The following is a 13,783-nucleotide window of genomic DNA, read 5'->3' as shown; positions in this document are numbered from 1 at the left end:
GGTGAATCTTATGTGCCGCCGCATTATTAGCAGGTCCCCTCGTTCCGGATCGTCCACCAGGTGTCCCCAGAGACATCCCGGTGACCACCGCATGTGAAAGGGCCTGTCATGAGCAACAACAACGGAGTGCCTCAGCCTCCCCATAACCCGGACGGCGTGCCGCAGCCGCGATACGACACCGGCAAGGACCAGTACAGCCAGTACCAGCCCGGGCAGACTCAGCCCATGTATCAGCCGGAAGCCCAGACTGAGGCTTTCCCATCACAGCCGGGGCATCCGGATGGCGAGTACGCCGAAACCGTCCACCACTACCCCCATGCGCAGCAGCAGGGACAGCCCGGCAACCCAGGTCAGCAGGGACAGCCCGGCTTTCCTCCGCCGGGTGGCGGCTACCCTGGTCAGCCCGCATACCCGGGCCAGCCTGGTGGACCCGGCGGACCCGGCCAGAACCCGGGCGACCACAACAAGAAGTCGCTGTTCCTCATCCTGGGTGGTGTGGCCGTCGTCGTGATTATTGCGCTGGTGGTGACGTTCACGTGGCTGGTTCCATCGATGACCAAGCCGACTGCCGTTGACACTCCGATGCCATCGGTGACGTCCTCCGAAGAAGCGTCAGAGGCCGCAGCCGAGCCGTCTGCTGAACCTTCCGGCGAGGCCTCGGCATCCTCCGAGATCCCCGCTGACGCCATCCCCCTGCCCGCAGGGTGGGATGAGTTGGCCGGACCCAGCAATGTACCGGCTGACGGCGATCCGCTGTTCAGCAAGTGGGTCACGGGTGAATCCTCCTTCCAATACCTGGCCGAGTGGACCCACGACGAGTCGTTCGGCATCACCAAGGACCCCACCACGGGTGTAGAGATCCAGAAGAAGGCCCAAGGCACTGTGGAGGCCGACGGTGACGGAATTGCGCTCGCCTACGCTTTCTTCGCGGAGTCTGAGGAAGGCAAGTTCGGCAAGGATCCGGCGGAGATCAAGAAGGCCATCCAGGACATCGAAACCCGCTACAAGGGGATGACTGCTACTGAATTGCCGCAGAACCTGGTTGGCCACAAGTGCACGTCGGGCTTCAAGACCACCATGCCGGAAATCCGTGAGTTCCGTAGGGGTGCGGCTGTGGTTATCGGTTTCACCTGCATCAACGCCCGCAGCGAAGAGATTCAGGCCGTGAACCTGTTCACCGTGACACCGTGGGGAACCCCGCAGATGCTCGGCGTCAGTGGCCACAAAACCTACTGGGACGCACACCCGGGCCTCTTCGAGCAATTGGGTAACTCGTACCGCATCAACAAGTGGAAGATGGGCTGACGGCGCTCAGCTCAGCGCTCAGGCAGGCAACGGGGCAGGGCTAAAGTTGAGGGGTGACTGACCTTCCCCCCAATACAGCCCTGCCCACGCCTGCCGGGTCTCCCTCTGCCGTATCTCCTGCGGAGACCACACCGGAAGGCGATGCGGAAGCGAAACCCGAGGTCGGAGTCGGGCCCTGGGAGGGCGAGTGGCCGGTTGGCGAGCAATGGGATCCGGACCTGTTGAGGGATGGTGACCGCCGCAACGTGGTGGACCAGTATCGCTACTGGAAGCACGAGGCGATCGTGGCCGACCTTGATTCCAAGCGGCACGACTTCCACATTGCGATTGAGAACTGGCAGCACGACCTCAATATCGGGACCGTAGTGCGGACGGCCAATGCCTTTCTCGCCAAAGAGGTGCACATCATTGGCCGACGGCGGTGGAATCGTCGCGGTGCCATGGTCACCGACCGCTACCAGCATGTCCGCCACCACCCCACCGTTGAAGATTTCGTCCAGTGGGCGGAGGGGGAGGGGCTTGCCGTCATCGGCATCGATATCTTCCCGGACTCCGTGCCGTTGGAGACCTATGACCTCCCCAAGAACTGCGTGCTGGTGTTCGGCCAGGAGGGCCCCGGACTGACGCCGGAGGTGCACGATGCCGCCGTCGCGACGCTTTCAATTGAACAGTTCGGCTCCACCCGGTCCATGAACGCAGCCTCTGCGGCAGCCATAGCCATGCACGCCTGGGTCCGCCGGCACGTGTTCCAGCAGCCCGTCTCTTAGACGCCGCTGCCCCGCCCTGCCGAGTTGGCACATATCACCCATGTTTTCCGAAAACATGGGGGTTATGTGCCAACTCGCGGCAAGAAATATTCGCTGAATCCCTAGGCCAAGTTGTTACTCATCAGTAACATCTGGCGTGAACCGTGCTCAACGTGGAGCACGGCTACTACTGGAGGTTCAATGAAGCATCCTTCTCTTCGCCTGTCTTCAGCTTTCATCCTTGCTTTCCTGCTCGCGGCTGGCAGCGGTGGGGCTGCCACTGCGGCCCCGGAGCCCGCCGACTTTTACGCGGCCCCGGCCACGCTTCCACCCACCAACGGCGACGTGATCCGGACCGAGCCGTCGGTCTTCTACGTCGATCCCCTTAAGACCATCAGGGCACAGGCCGCGGTGCAGCGCGTCATGTACCGATCCGTGAACAGTGCCGGTATTCCCATCGCAGTGACCGGCACCGTCCTGGTTCCGTCCACACCCTGGGTAGGTGCGGGGGCGCGTCCGCTGGTGGGGTACGCCGTAGGAACCCAAGGGCAGGGCGACCAGTGTGCGCCGTCCCGGGCCATGGCTGCGGGCGAGGAGTACGAGGGCGTCTTCATCGCCGGTTTGCTGGCGCGGGGATACTCCGTTGCGATGACCGATTATGAAGGGCTGGGCACGGCGAGCAGCCACACATATATGGCTCGCGCATCGCAGGCACACGCAGTGCTCGACGTCGTCCGTGCGGCCCAGCGACTTGGGAACCCCCAGCTCGTGGCTGGCGGACCAGTGGCCCTTGCCGGATACTCCCAGGGCGGTGGCGCCTCGGCAGCCGCCGTCGAGCTTGCAGCGCAGTACGCACCGGAACTGAACCTCAAGGGCGCCTATGCCGGTGCCGTCCCCGCGGATCTTCCGGCAGTGGGGCTCAACCTCGACGGCGGGTTGTACACCGGCTTTCTTCTCTATGCCGTGACGGGCATGAGTGCTGCCGGCGGGCTGGATCTTAGCCCATATCTCAGTGGTGCCGGCCAAGCGAAAATCGCCGCGACGGACCAGGAATGCACTGTGCAGTCCATTGCCTCCAGTGGCTTCCTGGACACCACCAAGCTCACGGTGTCAGCGGAAAAACTGAGCTCCCTGTTGGACCTGCCGCAGGTCAAGCCGGTGATCGCGGAGCAGAAAATCGGCAACGGGCGTGCACCCGGGGTTCCGGTTCTGCTCTCCCACAGTGTGCTGGACGATGTCATTCCTTACGATCAGGGCCGCCAGTTGGCCAAGCGTTGGTGCGCGGCGGGTTCGTCGGTGTATTTCGACACCACCGCCGGGGCTACCCACGTTGGAGGGTATGCGGCGGCGATCCCGCAGGCCTTCCTCTTCCTGGAGCGCCGCTTTGCGGACAGGAGCCCGGCGAGTAACTGCTGGCTGTACGGATAACCCACCTCCCCGCCGAACTGGCAGATAACCCCCATGTTTGAGCCCAGTATGGGGGTTATCTGCCAACTCGCGGGGCTGAAGAAAGCGGCGCCTGTGGATAACGTCACGGCGCTCCCGGGGACGGGCCAGAATGAGGAATGCGCAGGACAAACCTTCCGGACCATCTGACCACGGGCTCGTTTTCCTTGCGTGCATCGGACAAGGCCGGCGTACCCCGTAAGCGCAGTGCTGCCAAGGACCTGGTGACAGTTTCCCGCGGTGTGAGGGTGCCGGTCCTGTCCGGTGCCACGGGGGCGGCAGCCCTTCGGGCCTATACGGATCTGGATGATGCGTCCGTGCTTGTCATGCTCAGTGCCGCCCGGCTATGGAACGTTCCGTTGCCTGCTTATGTCAGCGGGGATTGGCGGATTCATCTGGCACGGCGGAGGGGGTTCAGCTTTCCCCGGCGGGTCAACGTGGCCGGGCATTCGTTGACCCTTCTGCCGGATGAGGTGGGAGAGTACGACGACGTCAGGCTCACCTCGCCCGCACGGACGTGGCTGGACTTGGCTTCGTTGCTTACCGTGGAAGACCTCGTTGCAGCGGGCGACTCCCTGGTGTGCTCCCACGGGCCTGAGTTCCCGGTGCCAAAGGACGCCCTGTGCAGCATCGAGGAGTTGAGGGCCGTCGTCGGGAAGCACCCTGGGCGGCGGGGAGTGCGCCTGGCACGGGCAGCATTGGAACTTATCCGGGTCGGCGCGGACTCGGCCCCTGAAACGCACATGCGCCTGGCTATGATCGACGCGAACCTGCCGGAGCCCGAACTGAACCACGTGGTTCGTAATTCCCTCGGTCAGCCGGTGCTGTGGCCCGATGCCGCTTTTAGGCAGTGGAAAGTCTCCCTCCAGTACGACGGCCAACACCATGGCGGCATTGAACAACACCTGCGGGACATCGAACGTCAGGAACGCTCCCTGGCCCATGGCTGGCTTGAAGTCCGGATCTCCAAGCACGACCTCGAAGGTGAGAGACCCGCCGTCGTCCATAAAGTCCGCCGGGCGCTCCAAAGCCGCGGATGGGCTCCCGACCGCACCTAAGAACGCCGAGACGGCATTTAGCCCCCATGTTTGGCCGCAACATGGGGGCTAAATGCCAACTCGGCGGAAGTGTTAAGAACCCTCAGTGACCCGAAACACGGCGTCCCGGCGGATATCGCTAGGATGGGTGCTAGCCGTAAGCGGTCTACTCCAGGGTTACCAACCCACAGACGAATTCAGCATAGGAGTCACCATGCCCATTGCAACCCCAGAGATTTACTCCGAGATGATCGACCGCGCAAAGGCTGGCGGATTCGCTTTCCCCGCGGTCAACGTGACGTCGTCGCAGACTCTGAACGCTGCGATCCGCGGTTTCGCCGAGGCCGAATCCGACGGCATCATCCAGGTTTCCACCGGTGGCGCAGCCTACTGGTCAGGCGCGTCGGTCAAGGACATGGTTGCCGGTTCCCTCGGCTTCGCCGCGTTCGCCCGCGAAGTAGCCAAGAACTACAACGTCAACATCGCCCTCCACACAGACCACTGCCCGCAGGACAAGCTGGCGGACTTCGTCCTCCCGCTGCTGGCCGCTTCCGAGGAATCCGTCAAGGCCGGCAAGGACCCGATCTTCAACTCGCACATGTGGGACGGCTCGCACGAAGCCCTCTCCGAGAACCTGCGCATCGGTCGGGAGCTGCTGGAACGCGCCGCAGCTGCCAAGATCATCCTCGAAGTTGAAATCGGCACTGTCGGTGGCGAAGAAGACGGCGTTGAGAACGAAATCAACGAGAAGCTCTACACCACCACCGAAGACGCCCTCGCCACCATCGAGGCCCTCGGTGCCGGCGAAAACGGCCGCTACCTCACCGCGCTGACCTTCGGCAACGTGCACGGCGTGTACAAGCCGGGCAACGTGAAGCTCCGCCCGGAACTGCTCAAGCAGATCCAGTCCGAGGTTGGCGCCAAGATCGGCAAGGAAAACCCGTTCGACCTTGTGTTCCACGGCGGTTCGGGCTCCAGCGAGCAGGAAATTGCTGACGCCGTCTCGTACGGTGTCATCAAGATGAACATCGACACGGACACCCAGTACGCGTTCACCCGCCCGGTTGCCGGCCACATGTTTTCCAACTACGACGGCGTCCTCAAGGTCGACGGCGAAATGGGCAACAAGAAGACCTATGACCCCCGCGTCTGGGGCGCTTCCGCCGAAGCCGGCATGGCCGCACGCATCGTCGAAGCTGCCCAGCAGCTCGGATCGGTTGGCAAGACCTTCTAATGTCGGACGAATTCCGGAAGAACCTGATGGGGCCGGAGCCCACGCTCCTGCCCGCCGAAACCGAGATCTACCAGCACCTGGCACTCGGCAATGAAGCGCTGGACCTGGTGGCGAAGAACCCCACGTCATCTCTTCTGTGGGCCATCCTCGCGGAGGAAGCCTGGGCGGAGGGCCGGACCATTGAGTCCTACGCCTACGCTCGTGTCGGCTACCACCGCGGCCTGGATTCCCTGCGCCGCAACGGTTGGCGTGGCGTCGGACCCATCCCGTGGGAGCACGAGCCCAACCAGGGCTTCCTTCGGGCGCTCTACGCACTGGGTCGAGCCGCTTCTGCAATCGGCGAGGCTGAAGAGCCGGAGCGGATCGAGAAGTTCCTGAACGACTCGGACCCGAAGGCCAAAGCAGCGCTCGAAGCCCGCTAGGGCGGACCGAAGCAAAGCAAACGACGACGGCGACCCTCACCGAAAGGCGAGGGTCGCCGTCGTCGTTAACCCAAGTAAGTAACAGATCAGGTCGTTATGAGAGCTCAAAACGACCTGATCTGTTACCTAGTTGGGTAGCCGTGGCCTGCCCAACGGAACCACCAACGGGGTGTGCGTCACGGGGTCGTCGATGATCCGACAGGCCATGCCGAACACTTCTTCCACCAAGGATTCAGTGATCACGTCCGCGGGAGCGCCTTCGGCCACCACCACGCCGTCCTTCATGGCGATGATGTGATCCGCGTAGCGGCTGGCGTGGTTGAGGTCGTGCAGCACGGCAACCAGGGTGTGGCCCTTATCCAGGTTCAGCTCGCGGAAGAGTTCCAACAGCTCGATCTGGTGGGCGATGTCAAGGAACGTGGTGGGTTCGTCCAGGAGCATGAGCGGCGTCTGCTGGGCGAGGACCATGGCCACCCAGACGCGCTGCCGTTGGCCACCGGAGAGTTCGTCCACCAATCTGCCGGATAAGGATGCGACGCCGGTGGCCTCCATCGCTTCGACCACCGCAATCTCATCGGAGACGGACCACTGCCGCAGCAGCTTTTGGTGCGGGTAGCGGCCGCGGGCTACGAGGTCGGCAACGGTAATGCCGTCGGGCGCGATGGAGGATTGCGGCAGGAGTCCAAGCCGACGGGCAAGTTCCTTCGCAGGCAGTGAGGTCACGGATTTCCCGTCGAGCAGAACCTGACCGCTGCGGGGTTTGATCAGCCGGGCGAGGGCGCGCAGCAGCGTGGATTTGCCGCAGGCGTTTGGCCCTACGATGACGGTGAACTGCCCCTCGGGGATGCGCACATTGAGGTTTTCGGAAATGATGCGTTGCTCATAACCGATAGTCAGGGCGTCAGCGTGGAGCTGCGGCGCAGCAGAGGTGAGGCTCATGATTTCCTTGCTTCCCTGGCCAGCAGCCAGACGAGGTAGATACCGCCGATGCACACCGTCACAACGCCCACGGGCAGCTGGATCGGGGCGAACAGGCGTTGGGCCGCGAGGTCGCTGGCCACCAGGAGGAACGCCCCCATCATTGCGGAGGGCACCAGCGTGATGCCGGCGCTTCGGGTAAGACGACGGGCAAGCTGCGGTGCCGCGAGGGCCACGAACGCGATGGGACCAGCGACGGCGGTGACGGCCGCCGTCAGCGCGACGCCCAGAATGAGCAGCAACAAACGGGTAGGTTCTGCCCGGACGCCCAAGGCGCGTGCGGCGTCGTCGCCCATTTCCAGGAGTTGCATCCGGCGTGCGACCGCCAGCGTGGCCAAGCCAACCACTACAACCACGACGGCGGCAGGCGCCGCTTGCTCCCAGGTGATGCCGTTGAGGGACCCCGCTCCCCAGACAGCCGCAGCCAAGGCGGCCTCAAGCTCGGCCTGCAGGATCAGCCAGTGGTTGACGGCGGCAAGCATCGCACTGATGCCGATGCCCACGATGATGAGCCGGAAACCTTGGGAGCCGCGCCGGTAGGCAAGCAAGTAGACGGCCAACGCTGTGAGGGTGCCGCCAACAAGGGCTCCCGCAGCAATGCCAAGGTAGCCACCGCCAACGGTCAGCATCACGATCAACGCTCCCGTGTAGGCTCCTGTGTTGAAACCGATGATGTCCGGGCTGCCCAGTGGGTTGCGGGTCATGGATTGGAAGATGCCGCCGCTCATTCCCAAGGCCGCGCCGAACACGAGTGCCGAAAGAACGCGGGGGAGCCTCCACTCCATGACGATGGTTTGGGCCAGTCCCGGGGCGTCACCCGTGAAGGCTTGCAGGACTTGCTGCACGGTGACGTCGTAGTCGCCGGTGGCCAGGCCGATGGTCGCCACCGTGAGGGCCGCGAGGATCAACGGAATACAGATAAAAATGCTGCGGACGTCGAACCGGAGGCTCAGCCCACGGTTGCGGACCAGGACTGTGGGCCGGCCAAAATCCACGCGGCTCCTTGGGTCCAGCCGCGTCATAGCCCACTCACCTTCCGGCGCCGAGCCAACGCGATAAGCACCGGCGCGCCGATGAACGCAGTGACCACGCCCACCTGGAGCTCGCCGGGCGCGGCGATCCTGCCCACCACATCCGATACCAGGAGCAGGATAGGGGAGAGCACCACGGTGGTGGCCAGGATCCAGCGCTGGTCCGGGCCAACGATCCACCGGGCCACATGCGGAATCATGAGCCCCACAAAACCAATCGCCCCAGCGCCAGCGGTTGCTGCTCCACTGAGGAGGGTAATAGCCACGACTCCTAGGATCCGCGTTCGGTTGACGTTGGCGCCGAGGGAGGTGGCGAGGTCGTCGCCCAGTGCAATGGCGTTGAGGCCGCCAACGCAGAACAGGGCGATGATCAATCCCACGGCCATGAAGGGAGCCACAGTCATGACCGATTCCATGCTCCGGGTGTCCAGCGAGCCGATGCTCCACGAGCGCAAGTGGTCAAAAGCTTTGGGGTTCAGGAGGGTGAGTCCCGATCCGATACCGGTGAGGACCGCGCCCAGGGCGACACCGGCAAGGGTCAGCCTGATGGGGTTCACCACGTTCCTGCCGGAGGTGCCGATCAGGTAGACCGCTGCGGTGGTCAGGATTGCCCCGGCAAACGCGAACCAGATGTAGCCGCTGAGGGATCCGATCCCGAAGACGCCGATGGCAATCACGATGGCAAACGAAGCTCCGGCATTGACGCCCAGGATGCCCGGATCAGCCAATGGATTTCGAGTGATCGCCTGAATGAGCGCGCCGGCCACACCAAGGGAAATCCCGACGGCGATGCCCATCAACGTACGCGGCAGCCGATTCTGAAGGATGATCGCATGATCCGCGGTGTCCTGGGGGTTGGTGAACGCTTCCAGGACCGCTGTGGCGGGGATGAATTTTGCTCCCACACCGAGACTCAGGATCGCCGCGCCCAGGAGGACTGCTGCCGCGAGGGCCAGAAAGAGGATCCGCCAACGGGATTTATTGACGACGCCGGAACTGGCCACTGCGCTTGCAGCCGGGAGGGCGGGAGCGGCTACCTGGGACATAACGTCGTCGATGGGGACACAGCAGAGGACCATTTCGCAGAGGGGCAGTAATATGACGGCCACTCCGTGACCGTCGTCACAACGTCACGAATGTGTGTCTTAATTAGGTTAGCCTTACCCAGTGAAAAATGACGATTTTGAAGTGCAGCCGCGTAAGGCATCCCGCATGCGTAAGCTCGCTATGAAGGTGGCCGGAGTGGCCTTGGTGGCCGGCCTCGTTGCGGGCTGTGGCACCAGCGGTGGGTCAGGTTCGGCCGCCGGCAACGCCGATGTTGCCACCGGCGGTTCCAAGTTCACCACCGCGGACCAGGAAACGGCCAAGCTGGGCACGGACGCTGCCCCCGGCGTTTTCCCGCGGACCCTGAAGCACGCCAACGGTGAGACCACCTTGGAGAAGAAGCCCAGCCGCGTCGTTGTCCTCGACACCGGCGAGTTGGATGATGTCGTGACCCTCGGCATCACGCCGGTGGGCATGGCCACCACCGAAGGCGCCAACCCTGTCCCCACTTACCTGGCGGACAAGGTCAAGGATGTGGCTTCCGTGGGCACCATTCAGGACCTCAACCTCGAAGCAATCGCAGCTCTCAAGCCGGACCTCATCCTGGGCAGCCAGCTCCGCGCCGACAAGCTGTACAAGCAGCTGTCCGCCATCGCTCCCACGGTCTTCAGCATCCGCCCCGGCTTCCCGTGGAAAGAAAACTTCCTCCTGGTGGGCAAGTCCCTTGGCGAAGAGGACAAAGCCGTCAAGGCGCTCAACGATTACCAGACCGAAGCGGATGCCCTCAAGGCAGACGTGAAGGGCGATCCCAAGATTTCCCTGGTCCGCTTCCTGCCGGGCAAGATCCGCCTGTATGCGAACAAGTCGTTGATCGGCGTCATCCTGAAGGATGCAGGCCTTGCCCGTCCGGAGAACCAGAACATTGATGAACTCGCTGCCGAAATTTCGGCCGAGAACATCGAGCAAGGCGACGCGGACTGGATCTTCTACAGCAGCTACGGCGATCCCGCAGCAACAGGCGAAACCTCCGTGGTTGAAGGCGCAGTCTGGCCCAAGCTCGGCGCAGTCAAGGCTGGCCAGGCGAAGTCAGTCAGCGACGACGTTTGGTTCCTCGGCCTCGGCCCCACAGGCGCGCAGCTGATCCTGAAGGATCTCCGCAGCATGCTGGTCGGCTAAGCCTCCAGCCCGGCACCAGCTCAACACAAGCACCCAACGACGACGGCGGCCCTCACCAGAAGGTGAGGGCCGCCGTCGTGTGTGCGTTGGTTACTAGGCCTTGCGCGGAATGCCCGTGCGAGCCATGGCCTCGGCGTAGGCGCCGTGGATGGCGTCCAGGTATTCCTGCTGGCGGGCCGGGGTGCCGGCGAAGGAACGGCCACCCAGTGAGCGGACCTTGAAGGTCTTGAATCCGCGGCGGGCGATGCTGGCCGGTGCGGCCTTCATGAGCTGATCGGCCAAGCGGTGTGCCTCGTTGCCGTGTGCCACCAGGGCGGACGTGCGCGGCAGCAGTTGCAGGAGACGCAGGAGCGGCTTGAGGCCCTCAGTGATGTTGGCCGGCGTGAGCTTGCCCGGTTCCTCGTTAGGCTCGATCCACGGGTACGCGTTCCACGGCATCATGAGCTCCGGACGCAGGCCCAGCTGCCACTGCATGCCGAGCATGCGGGTGTTGGCTTCCTCGTCACCCGGGGTGATGAAACCTTCGCCGGTGTTGGTGCGCTGATTGGAGAAAAGGCTGACGATGCGGCAGTCATCCATGCTGTGGGCGGGGTCGATGTAAAGGACCTCGCTGCCCGGCTTCTGCTCCTTGATGGAGTCGCACAGCTCGTTGACCTCGGCGATGTGCGGTTCGTAGCGGCGGTTCCAGAGGATTTCTTCAGGTGATTCAGTCGCCAGTTCTTGCATCAGGGGTTAGGTCTCCTAGGTGTTACAGCGCACCATTCCAAGGTGCCGCGGGCATGCCGCAGCCAAACCTCAAAGGGTGCTGTTGGGGGCTAACTAACCTTACCGGACTATGGGGGTGAACGGGTGCCGCTTCGGCGCGCCCCCGAATGCGACACGGCGTGTTGCCCCGGAACGTGGCGGGCGTCTCGACGACGACAGGCAACTCTCGACGGCGGCAGGCGGCTTACGCATGCTGAACAACAGGCGCCGGCCTGCCTTAATGGCGACAAAGTGCTTTACGGTTCCGCCCGAACACCGGCCAAACACCAGAGAAACCGCTGTCATCGGCTAAACTTGGCTGGTAAGAGCCCCGAAACTCTTGCGTATGCCGTGCCTTGTGGCCGGCTGCACCAGCTATGTCGGGGCATTCTCATGTACGGCGTCTCGTCCTGGTCATCCGGCTGGGTCCGGGCCCGAAAGAATGGGGGAGGATCCCATGCCCGCTATCGTGATCGTCGGAGCCCAGTGGGGCGACGAAGGCAAAGGCAAAGCAACCGATCTGCTCGGTGGCCGCGTTGACTACGTGGTTAAGCCCAACGGCGGTAACAACGCCGGGCACACCGTGGTTGTTGGCGGTGAGAAGTATGAGCTGAAGCTCCTTCCCGCGGGCATCCTGAGCCCCAACGCAATACCTATTATTGGCAACGGTTGCGTGGTGAACCTCGAGGCCCTCTTCCAGGAAATCGAAGGCCTGGAAGCCCGTGGTGCGGACACATCCCGCCTGCGGGTCTCGGCAAACGCCCACCTCGTTGCTCCGTACCATCAGGTCCTGGACAAGGTGACCGAGCGCTTCCTTGGCAGCCGGGCCATCGGAACCACGGGCCGCGGCATTGGACCCGCGTACATGGACAAGGTGGCCCGCTTGGGCATCCGCGTCCAGGATGTCTTCGACGAATCCATCCTCCGCCAGAAGGTGGAAGGGTCGCTGCGTCAGAAGAACGAACTCCTGGTCAAGGTCTACAACCGCCGCGACATCGTGGTGGACGAGATCGTGGAGTACTTCCTGTCCTTCGCTGAGCGCCTGCGCCCGCTGGTCATCGATAGCACGCTGGTCCTCAACAACGCCTTGGACGAGGGCAAGGTTGTGCTCATGGAAGGCGGCCAGGCAACGTTCCTGGACGTAGACCACGGCACTTACCCGTTCGTCACCTCGTCCAACCCCACAGCTGGCGGCGCGTCTGTCGGCTCGGGCATTGGCCCCACCCGCATTTCGCGGTCCATTGGAATCATCAAGGCCTACACCACACGTGTTGGTGCAGGCCCGTTCCCCACGGAACTGTTCGACGAGATGGGCGTTTACCTGCAGAAAACCGGCGGCGAGTTCGGTGTGAACACCGGCCGCCCCCGCCGCTGCGGTTGGTACGACGCCGTCCTGGCCCGCCATGCTTCCCGCGTCAACGGCTTCACGGACTACTTCGTCACCAAGCTGGACGTCCTTACGGGCATCGAGCAGATCCCCGTCTGCGTTGCCTACGACGTTGACGGCGTGCGCCACGATGAAATGCCCATGACGCAGACCGAGTTCCACCACGCGGTGCCCATCTTCGAGTACTTCGACGGCTGGACCGAGGACATCACCGGCGCCCGCACCTTGGAAGACCTTCCGGAGAACGCGCGGAACTACGTGCTTGCCCTCGAAAAGCTCTCCGGCACGCGCTTCTCGGCAATCGGCGTTGGCCCGGACCGCGACCAGACCATCGTTGTTCACGACCTGATCAACGACTAAGTACTTCTAAATTCGCGACGACGGCGGGTCACCTTGGTTCCTTGCGGAGCCGAACGGTGGCCCGCCGTCGTCGTTGGATGAAGTACTCGGCCACCGCCAGATTGATGACCCAGGATGCGCCCATGAGCACTGCCCTTGTTGCCTCATCGGTAGGGCCCGCAACCAGCACCCAGGACAGAAACACGAAGGCCTGCGTTCCCGCGCCCAGCGCGATAGCGTAAGCGCGCGTCATCCATGCGCCGTGTATGGCGTAGTCCCGCCGGCGGATGGCGAACACGCCCATGATGATGCTCGCAACCATGGCGGAACCAAAGATCAGTCGAAGAATCAGAAGAGCTTCGCCGTCTCCCTCCGGTAGCGCGTAGAACATTGACATCCATAGGCCGGACAAACCAGCGAGTAGTCCTGCCGGCACCAGGATCCGTCCGGCCATTTGGTGCCACGAAGCCTTGCCCCGCCGAGGTGGGGAAACACGTCGAAGCGTGGGCGCGAACTGAAACGCTCCCAGAAGGCTGTACACCGTGACTGTGACGATGTGGGTTACCACCGGGATGGGTGAAGCGAAGAACCGGGCGTTCTGCGGAGTGACGTTTGCGCCGCCCGTTAGTTCGGTGAGTCGCGCAGCGCCGGCAACCACCGGGATGAGGCTGAGGATGATCAGCGCCACGGGCACGGCCCATTTGGTGCGGCGGCGCGTATGGCTATGGTTCCGGAGGGGTGGGGTGGTTCTAAGTGTCATGACTCTGCCTGCGTTCTGGGTGAATGACGGAAGGGAGATTGCGAGGTGTACGCTGTACACCTTTACGCCCCAAACACTAGGTGTACGCTGTATACCTGTCAAGGCTGTAGCGGCTTGTGGCTGATCGGGAGGAA

The 13,783-nt window shown here is 63.2% G+C and carries 13 protein-coding genes; 8 read left to right on the top strand and 5 right to left on the bottom strand.

The annotated features are described in order from the left end of the window. Nucleotides 1–108: 108 nt before the first annotated feature. The 6 genes from M1D89_RS21285 (at nt 109) to M1D89_RS21260 (ending at nt 6,190) form a co-directional block, all read left to right on the top strand. Nucleotides 109–1,305 (top strand): hypothetical protein, encoded by a 1,197-nt coding sequence (locus M1D89_RS21285; RefSeq protein WP_498646737.1) that lies wholly within the window; start codon nt 109–111, stop codon nt 1,303–1,305. Between the two features lie 53 nt (nt 1,306–1,358). After that, nucleotides 1,359–2,072: a TrmH family RNA methyltransferase gene (locus M1D89_RS21280; RefSeq protein WP_498646735.1), complete on the top strand. Its 714-nt coding sequence runs from the start codon at nt 1,359–1,361 to the stop codon at nt 2,070–2,072. A gap of 180 nt (nt 2,073–2,252) precedes the next feature. Further along, nucleotides 2,253–3,479, top strand: coding sequence for a lipase family protein (locus M1D89_RS21275; RefSeq protein ID WP_498646733.1), 1,227 nt, complete (start codon nt 2,253–2,255; stop codon nt 3,477–3,479). Nucleotides 3,480–3,616: 137 nt separating this feature from the next. Continuing rightward, nucleotides 3,617–4,555, top strand: coding sequence for a putative endonuclease domain-containing protein (locus tag M1D89_RS21270; RefSeq protein WP_498646731.1), 939 nt, complete (start codon nt 3,617–3,619; stop codon nt 4,553–4,555). Nucleotides 4,556–4,748: 193 nt separating this feature from the next. Continuing rightward, entirely contained in the window at nt 4,749–5,768 is a 1,020-nt protein-coding gene (fbaA, locus tag M1D89_RS21265) for a class II fructose-bisphosphate aldolase (RefSeq protein WP_498646729.1), read from the top strand. Further along, nucleotides 5,768–6,190, top strand: a complete 423-nt coding sequence (locus tag M1D89_RS21260; protein ID WP_011773312.1) for a DUF3151 domain-containing protein — start codon at nt 5,768–5,770, stop codon at nt 6,188–6,190. The genes fbaA and M1D89_RS21260 overlap by 1 nt, the downstream gene beginning before the upstream one ends. A 126-nt stretch (nt 6,191–6,316) precedes the next feature. On the opposite strand, the gene M1D89_RS21255 is transcribed toward M1D89_RS21260, so the two are convergent. From M1D89_RS21255 to M1D89_RS21245, 3 genes are read right to left on the bottom strand one after another with little or no spacing between them, the layout of a single operon-like run. After that, nucleotides 6,317–7,129 carry an ABC transporter ATP-binding protein gene (locus M1D89_RS21255; protein ID WP_498646727.1) on the bottom strand — a complete coding sequence of 271 codons (813 nt, stop codon included), beginning with the start codon at nt 7,127–7,129 and terminating at the stop codon, nt 6,317–6,319. Then, the gene (gene fepG, locus M1D89_RS21250) at nt 7,126–8,190 is read right to left on the bottom strand and encodes an iron-enterobactin ABC transporter permease (RefSeq protein WP_498646726.1); all 1,065 of its coding nucleotides are present in this window, start codon (nt 8,188–8,190) and stop codon (nt 7,126–7,128) included. The genes M1D89_RS21255 and fepG overlap by 4 nt, the downstream gene beginning before the upstream one ends. Beyond that, nucleotides 8,187–9,278 carry an iron chelate uptake ABC transporter family permease subunit gene (locus M1D89_RS21245; RefSeq protein ID WP_498651009.1) on the bottom strand — a complete coding sequence of 364 codons (1,092 nt, stop codon included), beginning with the start codon at nt 9,276–9,278 and terminating at the stop codon, nt 8,187–8,189. Before M1D89_RS21245 ends, fepG begins: the two co-directional genes overlap by 4 nt. 133 nt (nt 9,279–9,411) lie before the next feature. On the opposite strand from M1D89_RS21245, the gene M1D89_RS21240 reads away from it, so the two are divergent. Further along, nucleotides 9,412–10,419: an ABC transporter substrate-binding protein gene (locus tag M1D89_RS21240; RefSeq protein ID WP_498646724.1), complete on the top strand. Its 1,008-nt coding sequence runs from the start codon at nt 9,412–9,414 to the stop codon at nt 10,417–10,419. 93 nt (nt 10,420–10,512) lie between these two features. On the opposite strand, the gene M1D89_RS21235 is transcribed toward M1D89_RS21240, so the two are convergent. Next, nucleotides 10,513–11,145, bottom strand: a complete 633-nt coding sequence (locus tag M1D89_RS21235) for a uracil-DNA glycosylase (protein WP_309076079.1) — start codon at nt 11,143–11,145, stop codon at nt 10,513–10,515. Between the two features lie 475 nt (nt 11,146–11,620). Here M1D89_RS21235 and M1D89_RS21230 point away from each other — a divergent pair, with 475 nt between their 5' ends. Further along, nucleotides 11,621–12,910: an adenylosuccinate synthase gene (locus M1D89_RS21230; protein ID WP_178996637.1), complete on the top strand. Its 1,290-nt coding sequence runs from the start codon at nt 11,621–11,623 to the stop codon at nt 12,908–12,910. Between the two features lie 28 nt (nt 12,911–12,938). Here M1D89_RS21230 and M1D89_RS21225 read toward each other — a convergent pair whose 3' ends face one another. Then, the gene (locus M1D89_RS21225; RefSeq protein ID WP_498646722.1) at nt 12,939–13,649 is read right to left on the bottom strand and encodes a DUF2306 domain-containing protein; all 711 of its coding nucleotides are present in this window, start codon (nt 13,647–13,649) and stop codon (nt 12,939–12,941) included. Nucleotides 13,650–13,783: the final 134 nt, after the last annotated feature.

It is taken from the genome of Arthrobacter sp. D3-18 (genome assembly GCF_054408525.1).
The sequence above is the reverse complement of the archived record's forward strand: the minus strand, read 5'-3'. Positions and strand labels throughout refer to the sequence as shown.